This window comes from Erythrobacter aureus (assembly GCF_003355455.1).
Lineage (GTDB): Bacteria > Pseudomonadota > Alphaproteobacteria > Sphingomonadales > Sphingomonadaceae > Qipengyuania > Qipengyuania aurea.
In genome coordinates, this window is the sequence record NZ_CP031357.1 from 1,646,772 (window position 1) to 1,662,737 (window position 15,966).

A 15,966-nucleotide genomic window follows, 5' to 3' on the forward strand; every position below is an offset into this window, starting at 1 on the left:
TCTCTCCCGGCTAGCGGGGAACCTTGTCAGGCCGCGCGAACGTTTCCAGCTTCGCGCGGTCTGACATCCTTACCATCCTTCCCTTGAGGCTTACCCCCTGCTTGCCGAGCAGGCCGAAAGCGCGCGAGAGATTTTCCGGCGTCATGCCCAGCAGCGATGCCAGAACGCGCTTTTCGGCGGGGAGAACGGTCGTCTCGGGCAGACCCTGCACATCGTGTTGCTGCAGGATGAAATGCGCCAGCCGTTCGGCGGACTGGCGCAATTTCATATCCGCAAGCGCTAGAACCAGATCGCGATAGCCGAAGGCCAGTTCGCGCATGGTCGCTTCCATCAGGGCCGTGTCCTTGCGCACCACCTCGCGCATCAAGGCGGCGGGGACGAGCAGGACGCGTGACGATTCGAGTGTACGCGCGGACATCAGATAGGGCAGGTCGGTGACCACCGCCGCCAGGATGAAGCTGCGAACCGGTTGGACGATCCGCATGGTCGTGTCGCGATCGCCGACCGAAGTATAGAGTTCGGCGAGACCATCCACCAGCACGTGAAGGAAATCGGCGCGCTGCCCGACTTCGAAGAGCACGAGCTGCGGCGGGAATACCTGCAGGAAGGAGCCGGAGAAGATACGGTCGCGCTCCTCCTCGTTCATTGCGCGAAAGAGGGGAAGATTGGCGACTTCGGGTTTTTCGGCGGGGCGCAGTGTCAGACTCCTGGCTTGTCGAATAGCTGGACTGAAATTGATAATTATCAAGTGGTGGATTGATGTGACGCCTTCACCTACCTCACATGGATCAGTGCGGCCACCTTTTTCCCCGAACGATCCTGTTTTCTTGACCTGAATCAAGGGATGGGCGGGCTGGCTCCTTTCTGGAAGATGCACGAACACGTAGCCAAGGGAGGCCAAAATGCAGCTTGGCTCAGCCGCTAGCAAGAGTGACCAGAATCGGGCCTTGGGGCTCAGCACGATCGCATTCACGATATGTTTCGCGGTCTGGACGATTTTCGCGATCATTGGGATTGAAATCAAAGGCGAACTCGGCCTCAGCGATACGCAGTTCGGTCTGCTGGTCGGCACTCCGATCCTGACCGGATCGCTCACGCGTCTTTTCCTTGGTGTGTGGACCGACCAGTATGGCGGACGGATCGTTTTCCCGCTGACGATGATCGCTTCGGCGATCGCGACATATCTTCTCTCCTTCGCCGACAGCTATTTTCTTACCCTGCTGGCGGCGCTTGGCCTTGGGGTCGCGGGCGGTACCTTCGCAGTCGGCGTCGCCTATGTGTCGAAGTGGTATCCCCCCGAAAAGCAGGGCTCCGCGCTCGGCTTCTTCGGCATGGGCAATGTCGGCGCGGCAGTGACCAAGTTCGCCGCGCCCTGGGTCATGGTGGCTCTGGGCTGGCAGGCCGTTGCGCAGATTTGGGCAACGGCGGCTGCGGTGATGGCGGTGGTGTTCTTCCTGTTTTCGAAGGACGATCCCGACCTTGCCGCGCGCAAGGCGAGCGGCGCGAAGCCCAAAACCCTGCGCGAGCAGCTCGAGCCGCTCAAAAAGGAACAGGTCTGGCGTTTTTCGCTGTACTATTTCTTCGTGTTCGGTGCCTTCGTCGCGTTGGCGCTCTGGCTGCCGAAATATCTGATCGGGGTCTATGGCGTTGACGTGAAGCTGGCCGGTACCTTGGCCGCCGTCTTCTCGCTTTCGGCCAGTGTCTTCCGCGCTTACGGCGGCATCCTGTCGGATCGCTACGGCGCCCGCAAGGTAATGTACGCCACTTTCGGCGTATCGCTGGTCTGCCTGTTCATGCTGTCCTATCCCTCGACCGACTATATCATTCACGGTTCGCGGGGCGACATCGCCTTTTCCACCGAGATGGGGCTAGTGCCTTTCGTGGTGACGATCTTCGTGCTCGGCTTCTTCATGTCGCTGGGCAAGGCCGCGGTCTACAAGCACATTCCCGTCTACTATCCCGACCATGTTGGCTCGGTCGGCGGCATGGTCGGCCTGGTCGGCGGGCTGGGTGGTTTCATCCTGCCGATCATCTTCGGCGCGGTAAGCGATCTTACCGGTATCTGGACGAGCTGTTTCATGGTGCTCTTCGCACTGGTCGCCGTGGCGCTGGTTTGGATGCATATCGCGGTGCGCCAAATGGAGCAGAAGGCCGCCCGCGTGGAAGGGCGCACACTGCCCGAATTTCCCGAAATGGCGGAGCTGCATGAGGATGCCAAGCACGAGCCCCATGCTTACGAGCCGGATGGCAAGGTACTGAAGGAGTGGCGCCCGGAGGATGCCGAGTTCTGGGAGAAAACCGGCGAGAAGATCGCGCGGCGCAACCTCTATATCTCGATCCCCGCGCTGCTGCTCGCCTTCTGCGTGTGGATGGTGTGGTCGGTCGTCGTGGCCAAACTGCCCTCGATCGGCTTCGACTACAGCACCAATCAGCTGTTCTGGCTGGCTGCGCTGCCGGGGCTTTCGGGCGCGACGTTGCGGATATTCTACAGCTTCATGGTGCCGATCTTCGGCGGACGCCTGTGGACCACGCTGTCGACAGCTTCGCTGCTGATTCCGGCCTTCGGTATCGGCTATGCCGTCCAAAATCCGGACACGCCCTATCTGATCTTCCTTGTGCTGGCGCTGCTGTGCGGCTTCGGCGGGGGCAATTTTGCCTCGTCGATGGCGAATATCAGCTTCTTCTTCCCCAAGGCGCAGAAGGGCAATGCGCTGGCGCTCAATGCAGGGCTGGGCAATCTCGGCGTGTCGGTGATGCAGTTCTCGGTCCCGCTGGTGATTGCGGCGGGTGTGTTCGGCGCGCTGGGCGGGATGCCGCAACAGACCGCAGAAGGCGGCCAGCTGTGGTTGCAGAATGCGGGCTTCATCTGGGTGCCCTTCATCATCGCCTCCACGCTGCTCGCCTGGTTCGGGATGAACGATATCGCCGATGCCAAGGCCAGCTTTGCCGAACAGGCGGTGATCTTCCAGCGCAAGCACAACTGGCTGATGAGCTGGCTCTACACTGGCACCTTCGGCAGCTTCATCGGCTTTTCCGCCGGGCTGCCGCTGCTGGCCAAGCACCAGTTCCCCGATGTCGACGTGCTCAAATTCGTCTTCCTCGGCCCGCTGGTGGGTGCGCTCAGCCGCGCCGCCACCGGGTGGATTTCCGACCGCTGGGGCGGCGGGCGCGTCACCTTCTGGGTGTTCGTGGGCATGATGCTGGCCGTGGTCGGGGTGGTCTATTTCCTCGAAGCGGGCAGCTGGTGGGGTTTCCTCGGCATGTTCATCGCCATGTTCTTCCTGACCGGCGTGGGCAATGCCTCCACCTTCCAGATGATCCCGATCATCATGCGCCAGGAAGTGCCCCGGCTGATGCCCGAACTGAAGGGCGCCGAACTGACCCGGCAGGCGGAGAAGGAGTCGGCGGCCATCGTCGGCTTCACCTCGGCGGTCGCGGCCTATGGCGCCTTCTTCATCCCCAAGAGCTTCGGCAGCTCGATCGAGGCCACGGGATCGCCGATGATGGCGCTCTGGGGCTTCTTCGCCTTCTACGCCAGCTGTGCGGTGCTGACCTGGTGGGCCTACACCCGCCGCAGCGGCCTGCTCCACGACATCGAGCGCGGACGCGCACCCGCCCCGGCGGCCACCCCTCACATTCTCAAGGAAGCCTGAGATGAGCTATATTCTCGACCGCCTGACCTTCTTCCGCAACGCGAAGCAGGACTTTGCCGACGGGCACGGCGTTACCACCACCCAGTCGCGTGCGTGGGAAGACGGCTATCGCAAACGCTGGCAGCACGACAAGGTCGTGCGCTCCACCCACGGGGTGAACTGCACCGGATCGTGCAGCTGGAAGATCTACGTCAAGAACGGGATCATCACCTGGGAAACGCAGCAGACGGACTATCCGCGCACCCGCCCGGGCCTCCCCAATCACGAACCGCGCGGCTGCCCGCGTGGGGCGAGCTATAGCTGGTATCTCTACTCCGCCCAACGGCTGAAATATCCGATGGTCCGCTCGCGGCTGCTGAAGCTGTGGCGCGAGGCGAGGGCGGTGCGCACGCCGGTCGGCGCCTGGGCCTCGATTGTGGAGGATCCGGTAAAGCGCAAAAGCTATACCGCGATCCGCGGTCATGGCGGCTTCGTTCGTTCGACCTGGGACGAGGTGAACGAAATCATCGCTTCGGCCAATGCCTATACCGCCAGGACCTATGGCCCCGACCGGGTGATCGGCTTCAGCCCGATCCCGGCCATGTCGATGGTCTCCTATGCGGCCGGTTCGCGTTACCTCTCGCTGCTCGGCGGCACCTGCATGTCGTTCTACGACTGGTATTGCGACTTGCCGCCCTCCAGCCCGCAGACCTGGGGCGAGCAGACCGACGTTCCCGAAAGCGCCGACTGGTACAATGCCGGCTTCCTGATGATGTGGGGCTCCAACGTGCCTCAGACACGCACCCCCGACGCGCATTTCATGACCGAGGCGCGTTATCGCGGGACCAAGGTCGCCGTGGTCAGCCCGGACTATGCGGAGGCGACCAAGTTCGGCGACATCTGGCTCAACCCCAAGCAGGGCACCGATGCGGCGCTGGCGCTGGCGATGGGCCATGTGATCCTGCGCGAATTCCATCTCGACCGGCAGGCCGATTATTTCGAGGATTACTGCCGCAAATATTCCGACATGCCGATGCTGGTGCGGCTGGTGCGGCAGGGCGATGGCTACGTGCCGGAGCGCCTGCTGCGCGCCAGCGACTTCGACAACTCGCTGGGCGAAGAAAACAATCCCGAATGGAAGACTGTCGCGATCGACGATGCGACGGGCAAGCCGGTGGTGCCGCTGGGCTCTGCCGGCTTCCGCTGGGGCGAAAAGGGCAAGTGGAACCTCGAGGAGAAAACCGGCGAGGGTGCGGATGTCCAATTGCGCCTGTCGGCGATCATGGACGATCAGCACGACCTGGTCGTCCCGGTAGACTTTCCCTATTTCGGCAATCGCGAGCACGACCATTTCGAAGGCACCGATCATGCCAGCGTCCTGCCCCGCAATGTCCCCGTTCGCGAGATCGAGCTCGCCGACGGTAAGACGTTGGTGGCAAGCGTCTTCGACCTGTTCTGCGCCAATTACGGTCTCGATCGCGGCCTTGGCGGGGAAAACGTGGCCAGCGATTATTCCGAAAACGAGCCATACACGCCCGCCTGGGCCGAAAAGATTACCGGTGTTCCGGCAGAGCAAATCGTCACCGTGGCGCGTGAATTTGCGTCCAATGCCGAAAAGACCAAAGGCAAATCGATGGTCATCCTTGGGGCCGGTCTCAACCACTGGTACCACATGGACATGAATTATCGCGGCATCATCAACCTGTTGGTGATGTGCGGTTGTGTGGGCCAGTCGGGTGGCGGTTGGTCGCACTATGTCGGGCAGGAGAAGTTGCGCCCGCAGACCGGCTGGCTGCCGCTCGCTTTCGGTCTCGACTGGGGCCGTCCGCCACGCCAGATGAATTCGACCAGCTTCTTCTACGCGCATACCGACCAGTGGCGCTACGAGACGCTGGATGTGGAGGACATCCTTTCGCCCACAGCGCCAGAGGGCGAATGGGATGCGAGCCTGATCGACTACAACGCCCGCGCCGAACGCATGGGCTGGCTGCCATCCGCGCCGCAGCTCAAGACCAACCCGCTGGAAGTTGCCAAGGCCGCCCGCGCCGCGGGGATGGAGCCGAAGGATTACGTGACCGACAGGCTCAAATCGGGCGATCTGGAAATGTCCTGCTTCGATCCGGACGATCCGGCCAACTGGCCGCGCAACATGTTCGTCTGGCGTTCGAACCTGCTCGGCTCCTCGGGCAAGGGGCACGAATATTTCCTCAAACACCTGCTCGGCACGGCGCATGGCGTGCAGGGCAAGGATCTGGGCGAAACGGGCCGCAGCAAACCGAAGGAGGTGCGCTGGCATGACGAGGCGCCGCAGGGCAAGCTCGACCTGCTGGTCACGCTCGACTTCCGCATGTCGACCACCTGCGTCTATTCCGACATCGTCCTGCCGACCGCGAGCTGGTACGAGAAGGACGATCTCAACACCTCGGACATGCACCCCTTCATCCATCCGCTGACCGCGGCGGTCGACCCGGTGTGGGAATCGCGCAGCGACTGGGACATCTACCGCGGCATCGCAAAGAAATTCTCGGAGGTCGCTCCGGAAGTTCTGGGTGTGGAAGAGGACGTGGTCCTCGTGCCGATCCAGCATGACAGCCCGAACGAGATCGCCCAGCCCTTCGGAGTTGCGGACTGGGGCCAGGGACAGGCCGAGCCTGTCCCTGGTACAACCATGGCCAATGTCGCGGTGGTGGAACGGGATTATCCTAATCTATACAAACGCTTCACCTCGCTCGGCCCGCTGATGGAAAAGCTCGGCAATGGCGGCAAGGGGATCGGCTGGAACACCGATCACGAGGTCGAACTGCTGCGCAAGCTCAACGGTACGGTAAGCGAAGAGGGGCCGACCCAGGGCCTCGCCCGGATCGACAGCGCGGTGGACGCCTGTGAGGTGATCCTGAGCCTTGCGCCCGAAACCAATGGCGAAGTCGCGGTCAAGGCGTGGGAGGCGCTGTCGCAGAACACCGGGCGCGATCACCGGCATCTGGCCCTGCCCAAGGAAGAGGAGAAGATCCGCTTCCGCGACGTGGTGGCGCAGCCGCGCAAGATCATCTCCTCGCCCACCTGGTCGGGGCTGGAGAGCGAGCATGTCTGCTACAATGCCGGCTATACCAACGTCCACGAACTGATCCCCTGGCGAACGCTGACCGGGCGTCAGCAGCTCTATCAGGACCACCTGTGGATGCGCGCCTTCGGCGAGGGGTTCTGCGTCTATCGCCCGCCGATCGACACCCGCGCGATCAATCCGGTGATCCACGAGACGAAGGACGAGAAACATGTCGTCCTCAACTTCATCACCCCGCACCAGAAATGGGGCATCCATTCGACCTACACCGACAATCTGCTGATGCTGACGCTGTCGCGCGGCGGACCGATTGTCTGGCTGTCCGAAGTGGACGCCGCCAAGGCGGGCTTGGTCGATAATGACTGGGTGGAAGTGTTCAATTCCAACGGTGCGCTGGTCGCGCGCACGGTTGTCTCGCAGCGCATGAAGGAAGGCACGCTCTTCATGTATCACGCGCAGGAGAAGATCGTGAACGTGCCGGGATCGCCGCTCACCGGACAGCGCGGGGGCATCCATAACAGTGTCACCCGTGCGATCCTCAAACCCACCCATATGATCGGCGGCTACGTCCAGCTCGCCTACGGCTTCAACTATTACGGAACAGTCGGGTCGAACCGCGACGAATATGTCGTGGTACGCAAGCTGTCTAAGGTCGACTGGCTCGAAGATGCCCTTCCTGAAGGGGAGAATGCAGCATGAAAATCCGCGCACAAATCGGCAAGGTCCTGAACCTCGACAAATGTATCGGCTGCCATACCTGCTCTGTAACGTGCAAGAACGTGTGGACCAGCCGCGAAGGCATGGAATACGCCTGGTTCAACAATGTCGAGACCAAGCCGGGCATCGGTTATCCCAAGGATTGGGAAAACCAGGACCGCTGGAATGGCGGCTGGGTCCGTACCCCCTCGGGCTCGATCCGCCCGAAGATGGGCGGCAAGTGGCGGGTGCTGGCGAATATCTTCGCCAATCCCGACCTGCCCGAGATCGACGATTACTACGAACCCTTCACCTATGATTACGCCCATCTGCAACAGTCGGGCGAAAGCAAGGCCTTCCCCACTGCGCGCCCGCGTTCGCTCGTTTCGGGCGAGCGGATGGAAAAGATCGAATGGGGGCCGAACTGGGAGGAAATCCTCGGCGGCGAGTTCGCCAAACGGTCGAAGGATTACAATTTCGAAGGTGTCCAGAAAGAGATTTACGGCCAGTTCGAAAACACCTTCATGATGTATCTGCCGCGATTGTGCGAACACTGCCTCAACCCGACCTGCGTCGCGGCGTGCCCTTCGGGTGCGATCTACAAGCGGGAAGAAGACGGCATCGTCCTGATCGATCAGGAATCCTGCCGTGGTTGGCGCATGTGCGTCTCAGGCTGCCCGTACAAAAAGATCTACTACAATTGGAAAACCGGGAAGAGCGAGAAGTGCATCTTCTGCTATCCGCGCATAGAAGCCGGCCAGCCGACCGTGTGCAGCGAAACCTGCGTCGGGCGCATCCGCTATCTCGGCGTGATGCTCTATGATGCCGACCGGATCGAAGAGGCGGCGAGCGCGGAGAATGTCGAGGACCTCTATCAGGCCCAGCTCGACATTTTCCTCGACCCCAATGATCCTGCGGTGATCGAGCAGGCGCGCCGCGATGGCGTGCCCGACAACTGGCTGGAGGCCGCGCGCCATTCGCCGATCTGGAAGATGGCGATGGAATGGAAGGTCGCCTTCCCGCTGCACCCCGAATACCGCACCCTGCCAATGGTCTGGTATGTCCCGCCGCTCTCGCCGATCAGCGCGGCGGCGGAGGCCGGGGATATCGCCACCAACAATGGCATGCCCGACATTCGCAGTTTGCGCATTCCGCTCAAATATCTCGCCAACCTGCTGTCCGCTGGCGACGAAGAACCGATCGCCGACTGCCTTGAGCGCATGATCGCCATGCGCAGCTATATGCGTGCCAAGACTGTCGAGGGGGTGACCGATGAAAGCATTGCCGAAGCAGTCGGCCTCACCGGCCTACAGATCGAGGAAATGTACAAGGTCATGGCGCTGGCCGACTACGAGGACCGCTTTGTTATCCCCTCCGGCCACCGCGAGGATGCCGAGGACATGTATGACGAGCGCGGGGCCTGCGGCTTCTCCTTCGGCAATGGCTGCTCGGGTGGCAGCACGCAGGCCAATCTGTTCGGCACGAACCCGCGCAAGAAACTCCAAACTCCTACGGAGGTGTTCTGATGCGTAATCTGCATTTGCTTTCGCTGCTGCTGCAATATCCGACGCTCGAACTGACCGGCGCGATGGATGAATTGCGCGAGCGGCTCGCCGCCGACCCCGCAATGCCGACAGATACCGTCCAGCGCCTCGCTCCGCTGCTCGACCGGCTGACCACGCAGGATATCTACGCGGCGCAGGAAACCTATGTCGAATTGTTCGACCGAGGCCGGGCGCTGAGCCTGCACCTGTTCGAGCACGTTCATGGCGAAAGCCGTGACCGGGGCCAGGCCATGGTCGATCTGCGTGAACGCTATGTCGCGGCAGGGCTCGACCCGGTGGCAAACGAACTGCCCGACTACCTCCCGCTGTTCCTCGACTATTGTTCGATCCTGCCCGAAGAAGCCGCGCGCGAGGCACTTGCCGAACCGGGCATCGTGCTGGTGGCGCTGGCCGCGCGGCTGGCCGATCGCGAATCCGACTATGCGCCCGTCTTCGCGGTGCTGTGCGACATTGCCGGTGTCGAGATGGACGAAGAGGCAGCCAATTCACTGCCGCCGCCGGAGGACCCCGAGACGCTGTCCGAGCTGGATGCGCAATGGGAAGAGGAGGAAGTCCGCTTCACCAATGAACTTCCCGACCCCAATGCCGCCTGCCCGCAGGCGAGCGCGATGATGCGCCGCATTCTCGAGCCCGAGGGCGATGCTGCCGAGATGAGGAACTGAGCCATGAACACCTATCTCAACCACCTGCTTTTCGGCATTTATCCCTACATCGCCCTTGCCACGATGGTGGTCGGCACAATCATCCGCTTCGAACGCGAACCCTATTCATGGCGAGCCAGTTCGAGCCAACTGCTCAGGCGCAAGCAGCTCGTTCTGGGATCGATCCTGTTCCATACCGGCGTGCTGTTCGTGCTGTTCGGCCACATCGTCGGCCTGCTGGTGCCGATATGGGTTTTCGATTCGCTGGCAGTGAAGCACGAATGGAAGCAGGCTCTGGCGGTCTATGGTGGCGGTACTGCGGGTCTGGTGTCCTTTATCGGCGCTTCGATGCTGCTCCACCGCCGCCTGTTCGATTCCCGAATCCGCGTGAATTCCGCCTTTGCCGACACCGGTATTCTGGTCTTGCTCTGGGTCCAGCTTGCTCTCGGCCTGGCCACCGTGCCGATCTCGCTTGGCCATATGGATGGCGAACAGATGGTCAAGTTCATGGCCTGGGCGAACGGCATCTTCACCTTCAATCCCACGGCCTCGTTGTGGATCGATGGAGCACACTGGATTTTCCGCACCCACATCTTCCTCGGGCTGACGATCTTCCTGGTTTTCCCGTTCACGCGCTTGCCGCACATGCTCTCGGTGCCGGTGCGCTATATCTGGCGAGGCGGTTATCAGATCGTGCGCAGCCGTCGGAGCCTGATCAATGGTTGACCAGATCGAGAAGGACGCAGTCTGTGTGGGAGGGGAGGTTATCTCTGCCGATCGGATCGCCGCAGAGATGCAGAACCACCCGGCCGACGATGCGGAGGCTGCCTGGGAAGCGGCGGCGAGGGCGCTTGTAGTGCGCGAACTGCTGCTCGGCGAAGCGCGGCGCTTGGGTATCGAGCCGGAAGAGACGAGCGACCACTGTGGTCGCAAGATGACCGAGGAAGATGCCTTGGTCGAGACGCTGATCGAACGTGAGGTCAGCGTTCCGGTGGCGACCGAGGCCGAGGCGCGCCGGTTTTACGAAACGCATCCCGATCGTTTCACCAGCGAGCCGTTGGTCGAGGCGGAGCATATACTCTTCTCCGCCTCGCCCGATGACGCAATCGCCTGGAACATGGCGCTGAGCGATGCACGCGGACTGATGCGCCGGCTCAGGGACGATCCAGACGGTTTTGCCGAACTTGCCCGGACGCATTCGGCTTGTCCCTCGCGCGAGCAGGGGGGCAATCTCGGCCAGATCGGCCCGGGCCAGACCGTGTCGGAATTCGAAAAGGCGCTTTTCGTTCTCGGCGAGGGCGAATTGTGCGCCGAGCCGGTATGCACACCCTATGGCGTGCACATTGTACGGGCAGGGCGCAAGGTGGAAGCCCAACAGCTTCCTTTCGAGGCGGTCGATGCCTCGATACGCGCCTATCTGGAGGAATCCTCGCTGAGGCGCGCCATGGCACAATACCTTGCGATCCTTGCATCGCAGGCCGATATTCGGGGGGTTGCACTTCCGGCCAGTGAAGGACCGCTTGTCCAATGACTATCGATCGCCCACGCGATTACCTCCCGCTCGCCGAAGCGCGGCGCCCGCGCTTGCGCGACGGTTTGGGGCGCCGGTTCGAATATCTGAGGTTATCGCTCACGGAAGTCTGCAACTTCCGTTGCAGCTATTGTCTGCCGGATGGCTATCGACGACCGTGCGGCAAGTCCGCCGAACTTACAGTCGAGGAAATCGAGCGCGCCGTGCGGGCCTTTGCCGAACTGGGTTTGTGGAAGGTGCGGCTGACCGGTGGCGAGCCGACCATCCGGCGCGATTTCGAAGATGTAGCGCGTGCGGTCTCCGCCGTATCGGGTATCCGCCGTGTGGCCATGACCACCAATGGCTATCGCCTCGCAGAAAGGGCGCAGCGCTGGCGAGACGCAGGGGTCGATGCGCTCAATATCAGCGTCGATTCTCTCGATCCGGAAAGGTTCCTGGCCATCACCGGTCACGATCGATTGGGTGAAGTGCTCGCCGGTATCGACGCCGCCCGCGATGCGGGGTTTTCCAGTATCAAGCTCAATGCTGTGCTGATGCGGGGGGTCAACGACGATGAACTCGATGCGATGATCCGGTTCGTCACCGCTCGCGATCTCTCGCTACGCTTCATCGAAGTCATGCGGACCAATGACAATGCGGCGTTCTTCGCTGAGCGGCACGTGCCTGGTGAAAGCGTCGTCGAACAATTGCAAGCGGCAGGCTGGCAGCGTCTTCCGCGTGAAGACGGTGCCGGGCCTGCGGTCGAGTTCGGCCACCCCGAAGCGCGTGGACGGATCGGCATCATCGCACCCTATGCCAAGGATTTCTGCGCCGACTGCAATCGGCTCCGCCTAGGTTCCGATGGCAAGTTCCACCTGTGTCTGTTCGGCGATGGCGGGTTCGATCTGCGCGACCTTCTGCAGTCCGACAGCCAGCAGGACGAACTCGTTGCGCGCATTGTGGCCCTGACGAGAGGCAAGGCCCCGGGGCACCGCCTGCATCAGGGCAATAGCGGCGCGACACCCCATCTCGCATCCATCGGAGGTTAGCGTGACGATTGCGGACGAGGCACAGACCGTGCTGGAGCTAGAACTATGCGGGAAGCTCGCCGATGTCGGCGGAGCATTTGTGAAGACCGTCATTCCCGCAGAGGGATGCAGCGTCGCCGAACTGTTCGCCATGGTGGCGCGGCAACACCCGGCGCTAGCGCCATCGCTTGACGCCAGTCGGATCAGGGCCTGTGTCAACGAGGCAGTCGTCGCACCGAATGCGCGCGTTATGCCGGGGGACGAGGTGGCTCTGTTCCCCCCGGTTTCGGGCGGATGAGCGCACAGGTTACCCTTGCCACGGAAGCCTTCGACCCTGCGGAGCTGCTGGGCAGGTTCTCGCGCGAGCTTGAGGGGGAGGGGGCAGTCGTCAGTTTCACCGGCCATGCGCGAGATAGGGCTAAGGATGGTGCACTGGTCGATGCCCTGGTTCTGGAGAGCTACCGTGGCGTTACACTCGCCTCGATGGAAGACATCGCTGCCGATGCGATGGCGCGCTTCGATGTCACGCGTTGCCGGGTGGTTCATCGGGCGGGCCGTATCGCGCCGGGCGAAGCCATCGTTTTCGTCGCCACCGCTTCGGCCCATCGCCGCTCCGCGTTCGAAGCTGCGGACTATCTCATGGACCGGCTCAAGACCGAAGCGGTGTTCTGGAAACGCGAGGAAGGCCCGCTGGGACGCCGATGGATCGAGCCGCGCGAAAGCGATCATGAAGATGCCCGCCGCTGGCATCCGTGAACAGGAATGACAATGCCAGGAATAGACGAGAGCCTGCCCTTCCATCCGCTGAAGATCGCAGTGCTGACGGTGTCGGATACCCGCACCGCTGAAACCGACACATCGGGAGGATTGCTCGCCTCTCGTTTGGTAGAGGCGGGGCACGAACTGGTAGCGCGGGCGATCGTGAAGGACGATGTCGACGCGATCCGAGCGCGGGTACGGGCCTGGATCGACGATCCCGATGTGGAAATCGTGCTAAGCACGGGAGGTACCGGCTTCACACCGCGCGATGTAACGCCGGAGGCGGTCATGCCTTTGCTGCGCCGGGTGATGGACGGGTTCAGTGCAGTCTTCCATCAGGTCAGCATGGGCACGATCGGGGTTTCAACTCTGCAATCACGCGCCTTTGCGGGGCAGGCGGGCGACAGCTTCGTTTTCTGCGTGCCCGGTTCCACCGGCGCCTGTCGCGACGCCTGGGACCTGGTGCTGCGCTATGAGTTCGACAGCCGCTACCATCCCTGTTCGATTGCCGGGCAATTGCCGCGGTTGAGGGAGGTATGCGCATGAATGGTCTGTCTCATCTGGACGATCAGGGCCGGGCGCGCATGGTCGATGTCGGCGATAAAGCTGTCACAGCCCGCCGGGCGCGAGCTCGGGGCGAGCTACGATGTACCGCCGCGACGCTTGAAATGGTCAGGGCGGGAAAGACGCCCAAGGGCAGCGTGATTTCAACCGCCGAACTTGCCGGTGTGATGGCGGCCAAGCGTACGGCGGATTTGATTCCCCTGTGCCACCCGCTGGCGCTATCGCAGGTCGATGTCGCGATTGCGGTGGAGGATGCGCTACCCGGCTTCTCTGTCGTCGCGACTGTGAGGACCGAGGGGCGCACCGGGGTCGAAATGGAAGCGCTGACCGCAGTCTCGGTCGCCTGCCTCACCCTGTTCGACATGCTCAAGGCAGTCGACCGGACAATGACGATCGGTGCGATCCATGTGACAGCCAAGGAAGGGGGCAAGTCGGGCGCATGGGAGCAGATATGATCCCTTTCGCAGAAGCACTGGCGCGCATAGCAGACCATGTCTCGCCACTCGGGACGGAAACGGTCCCGCTGGCCGAGGCAAGCGGGCGAAGGCTCGCGTGCGATCTGACGGCCCGCCGCGCCGCGCCGCGCGCTCCGGTGTCGGCCATGGACGGGTATGCCGTGATCGAGGCAGCAACGCAGCCGGGTCGCGCTATCGCTGTTATTGGCGAAGCGGTCGCCGGGCGACGCTTCGAGGGGCGCGTGGGCGAGGGCGAGGCGGTGCGCATCTTTACCGGCGCCCCGATGCCCGAGGGCAGCGACTATGTGATTATGCAGGAATATGCGACCCGCACCGGCGATAGCGTGACTTTCGCCGAAGGGTACGGTCCGGCAGGGCATGTTCGCGCCATGGGCAGCGATTTCGACGCGGGCGATGTGCTCGTTCCTGCCGGTACCTTGCTGAATGCGCGGGCCATGATCGGTGCCGCGGCGGCCGATGTCGCTGAAGTTGAGGTGGCGGTGCGTCCGCGCGTGGCAATCATCGGTACGGGCGACGAGCTTGCAGTGCCCGGCTCGGCTCATGCAGTGCGCGACGCGATCCCCGAAAGCGTGAGCTATGGCGTAACCGCATTGGTCGAAGAAGCGGGCGGTTGCGTAGTGCACCGGGCGAAGTGCCCCGACGATCTCGATGTGCTCACTCGTGCGGCGGGCGAGGCGCTGGTGTGCGCTGATCTTGTTATCGTCACCGGGGGCGCATCGGTCGGAGACCGCGATTTCGCCAAGCCCATGTTCAAGCCGCACGGTCTTTCGGTGATTATACCCAAGGTCGCGATTAAGCCTGGAAAGCCGGTCTGGTTGGGAAAGGCGCGGGGGAAAATCGTGCTTGGCCTGCCAGGGAATCCGACCTCGGCCATGGTTACCGGGGCGCTGTTTTTGCGCCCGATCTTCCAGGCGCTGGGCGGGGCGAATGCGTCCCATCGTTGGCACAGCCTTCCTCTTGCCGCACCGCTGAAGGCAACTGGCGGACGAGAGACGTTTGTTCGCGCGCGTTTCGATGAAGGCGGACTGGTTCCCATCGGCAACCAGGACAGCGGTGCACAAGCAGCTTTGCTGGAAGCCGACTGGCTGATCCGCTGCCCGCCGGATCAAGCGGCTCTTGCGCCGGGATCGACCGTTACCGCCGTGTCCTTCTGAACCGCCGCTCGGCTTCCTCCAGGGCCACCGGGTCGTTGACGTTGAAAAACGGATCGCAACTGGGTTCGGTCTCCCATTCGACGGTCACCACATTGACGCGATGCGCAAACCCCCTCAGCGATTGCCCGCCCTTTCCCAGATACTCCGTCAGCGCGCCGCGATCCGCGCGCCAGAGCGTGGCCAGCGGCTGTTCGCGCCCGAGGCTCGTTGGCATTGCGGCCCCGCGATCGCCGATGGCCGCTGACAGGCGCGCAACGAGGTCGTTGGGTAGGAAAGGCTGGTCGCAGCCTATCACCAGAACATACGCGCGTTTTGTTGCCAGAGCGAAATCGAAGGCGCTCGCCAAAGCGCTGATGGGTCCGATTCCGGTATGACGGTCGATCAACAGGGGGAACTCCTGGTCGAGCAACTGACTGTCATGGCGGACAGCCAACGCGACCTGATCCGACCAAGCCGTGGCCCAGTCACACGCGTGTCTGAGGAGTGTTGCCCCACCCAGCATGCGCAGCGGTTTGGAACCGCCCATGCGCTTTCCAAGCCCGCCGCAAGCAATGACGATGCCCGGTTTTACCATCTGATATCAGCGAGCCGCTTCATGCCATGCAGACTTTCCTATGCGGCTATCGCGTCGCCGCAGTCACCGAGTTCACCAGCGAGGAAAGCGACCTCCCTATCGAGTGCCCCTGCCTAATTTTCTGCGCGATATAAACGTATATCGGATGATCAGAAAGACTTTCGCAGGGAGATCGGGACCAGGCAATGGGGTTCCGATACTCTGTCTTCACTTGGTGAAGAGGGGCGATCCACGCGGTGGTCAAACCTGCAGGGTAAGAGGCTTCAGGCGCGGCTCTTCGAAATCGACGCCACTCCTCACGGTTCG

Annotated in this window: 14 protein-coding genes; 12 read left to right on the top strand and 2 right to left on the bottom strand. The window is 62.4% G+C overall.

Annotated elements, in window-relative coordinates:
- Positions 1-10 precede the first annotated feature (10 nt).
- Positions 11-1,009 carry a helix-turn-helix domain-containing protein gene (locus DVR09_RS08095; protein ID WP_115417857.1) on the bottom strand — a complete coding sequence of 333 codons (999 nt, stop codon included), beginning with the start codon at positions 1,007-1,009 and terminating at the stop codon, positions 11-13.
- On the opposite strand from DVR09_RS08095, the gene DVR09_RS17845 reads away from it, so the two are divergent.
- The 12 genes from DVR09_RS17845 to DVR09_RS08155 are packed head-to-tail and all read left to right on the top strand — an operon-like array spanning position 948 to position 15,086.
- Positions 948-3,653 (top strand): nitrate/nitrite transporter, encoded by a 2,706-nt coding sequence (locus DVR09_RS17845; protein WP_199798562.1) that lies wholly within the window; start codon positions 948-950, stop codon positions 3,651-3,653. The two genes, DVR09_RS08095 and DVR09_RS17845, sit on opposite strands and share 62 nt — an antisense overlap.
- Before the next feature lies 1 nt (position 3,654).
- The gene (locus DVR09_RS08105; RefSeq protein ID WP_115416486.1) at positions 3,655-7,392 is read left to right on the top strand and encodes a nitrate reductase subunit alpha; all 3,738 of its coding nucleotides are present in this window, start codon (positions 3,655-3,657) and stop codon (positions 7,390-7,392) included.
- Positions 7,389-8,915 carry a nitrate reductase subunit beta gene (narH, locus tag DVR09_RS08110; protein WP_115416487.1) on the top strand — a complete coding sequence of 509 codons (1,527 nt, stop codon included), beginning with the start codon at positions 7,389-7,391 and terminating at the stop codon, positions 8,913-8,915. The genes DVR09_RS08105 and narH overlap by 4 nt, the downstream gene beginning before the upstream one ends.
- The gene (gene narJ, locus DVR09_RS08115; RefSeq protein WP_115416488.1) at positions 8,915-9,616 is read left to right on the top strand and encodes a nitrate reductase molybdenum cofactor assembly chaperone; all 702 of its coding nucleotides are present in this window, start codon (positions 8,915-8,917) and stop codon (positions 9,614-9,616) included. Before narH ends, narJ begins: the two co-directional genes overlap by 1 nt.
- 3 nt (positions 9,617-9,619) lie before the next feature.
- On the top strand, positions 9,620-10,321 hold the full coding sequence (gene narI / locus DVR09_RS08120) for a respiratory nitrate reductase subunit gamma (RefSeq protein ID WP_115416489.1): 702 nt from the start codon (positions 9,620-9,622) through the stop codon (positions 10,319-10,321).
- A complete protein-coding gene (locus DVR09_RS08125) occupies positions 10,314-11,126 on the top strand; it encodes a peptidylprolyl isomerase (protein WP_115416490.1) in 813 nt (270 codons plus the stop codon). Before narI ends, DVR09_RS08125 begins: the two co-directional genes overlap by 8 nt.
- Positions 11,123-12,154 (top strand): GTP 3',8-cyclase MoaA, encoded by a 1,032-nt coding sequence (gene moaA / locus DVR09_RS08130; protein WP_115416491.1) that lies wholly within the window; start codon positions 11,123-11,125, stop codon positions 12,152-12,154. The genes DVR09_RS08125 and moaA overlap by 4 nt, the downstream gene beginning before the upstream one ends.
- A 1-nt stretch (position 12,155) precedes the next feature.
- Positions 12,156-12,431, top strand: a complete 276-nt coding sequence (locus tag DVR09_RS08135) for a MoaD/ThiS family protein (RefSeq protein ID WP_177822619.1) — start codon at positions 12,156-12,158, stop codon at positions 12,429-12,431.
- Positions 12,428-12,889 carry a molybdenum cofactor biosynthesis protein MoaE gene (locus tag DVR09_RS08140; RefSeq protein WP_115416492.1) on the top strand — a complete coding sequence of 154 codons (462 nt, stop codon included), beginning with the start codon at positions 12,428-12,430 and terminating at the stop codon, positions 12,887-12,889. The genes DVR09_RS08135 and DVR09_RS08140 overlap by 4 nt, the downstream gene beginning before the upstream one ends.
- A 12-nt stretch (positions 12,890-12,901) precedes the next feature.
- On the top strand, positions 12,902-13,438 hold the full coding sequence (moaB, locus tag DVR09_RS08145) for a molybdenum cofactor biosynthesis protein B (protein ID WP_115416493.1): 537 nt from the start codon (positions 12,902-12,904) through the stop codon (positions 13,436-13,438).
- Entirely contained in the window at positions 13,435-13,911 is a 477-nt protein-coding gene (gene moaC, locus DVR09_RS08150) for a cyclic pyranopterin monophosphate synthase MoaC (RefSeq protein ID WP_115417859.1), read from the top strand. Before moaB ends, moaC begins: the two co-directional genes overlap by 4 nt.
- Positions 13,908-15,086 carry a molybdopterin molybdotransferase MoeA gene (locus tag DVR09_RS08155; RefSeq protein ID WP_115416494.1) on the top strand — a complete coding sequence of 393 codons (1,179 nt, stop codon included), beginning with the start codon at positions 13,908-13,910 and terminating at the stop codon, positions 15,084-15,086. The genes moaC and DVR09_RS08155 overlap by 4 nt, the downstream gene beginning before the upstream one ends.
- On the opposite strand, the gene mobA is transcribed toward DVR09_RS08155, so the two are convergent.
- On the bottom strand, positions 15,067-15,612 hold the full coding sequence (mobA, locus tag DVR09_RS08160; protein ID WP_162814899.1) for a molybdenum cofactor guanylyltransferase: 546 nt from the start codon (positions 15,610-15,612) through the stop codon (positions 15,067-15,069). The genes DVR09_RS08155 and mobA overlap by 20 nt on opposite strands.
- Positions 15,613-15,966: the final 354 nt, after the last annotated feature.

Coding starts and splice junctions, on each gene's coding strand:
- DVR09_RS08095 (WP_115417857.1), bottom strand. CDS start 1,009: ATGATCGCGAAAATCGTCCAGACCGCGAAACATATCGTGAATGCGATC.
- DVR09_RS08125 (WP_115416490.1), top strand. CDS start 10,314: ATGGTTGACCAGATCGAGAAGGACGCAGTCTGTGTGGGAGGGGAGGTT.
- DVR09_RS08140 (WP_115416492.1), top strand. CDS start 12,428: ATGAGCGCACAGGTTACCCTTGCCACGGAAGCCTTCGACCCTGCGGAG.
- DVR09_RS08105 (WP_115416486.1), top strand. CDS start 3,655: ATGAGCTATATTCTCGACCGCCTGACCTTCTTCCGCAACGCGAAGCAG.
- mobA (WP_162814899.1), bottom strand. CDS start 15,612: ATGGGCGGTTCCAAACCGCTGCGCATGCTGGGTGGGGCAACACTCCTC.
- DVR09_RS08155 (WP_115416494.1), top strand. CDS start 13,908: ATGATCCCTTTCGCAGAAGCACTGGCGCGCATAGCAGACCATGTCTCG.
- moaB (WP_115416493.1), top strand. CDS start 12,902: ATGCCAGGAATAGACGAGAGCCTGCCCTTCCATCCGCTGAAGATCGCA.
- narH (WP_115416487.1), top strand. CDS start 7,389: ATGAAAATCCGCGCACAAATCGGCAAGGTCCTGAACCTCGACAAATGT.
- moaC (WP_115417859.1), top strand. CDS start 13,435: ATGAATGGTCTGTCTCATCTGGACGATCAGGGCCGGGCGCGCATGGTC.
- narI (WP_115416489.1), top strand. CDS start 9,620: ATGAACACCTATCTCAACCACCTGCTTTTCGGCATTTATCCCTACATC.
- moaA (WP_115416491.1), top strand. CDS start 11,123: ATGACTATCGATCGCCCACGCGATTACCTCCCGCTCGCCGAAGCGCGG.
- narJ (WP_115416488.1), top strand. CDS start 8,915: ATGCGTAATCTGCATTTGCTTTCGCTGCTGCTGCAATATCCGACGCTC.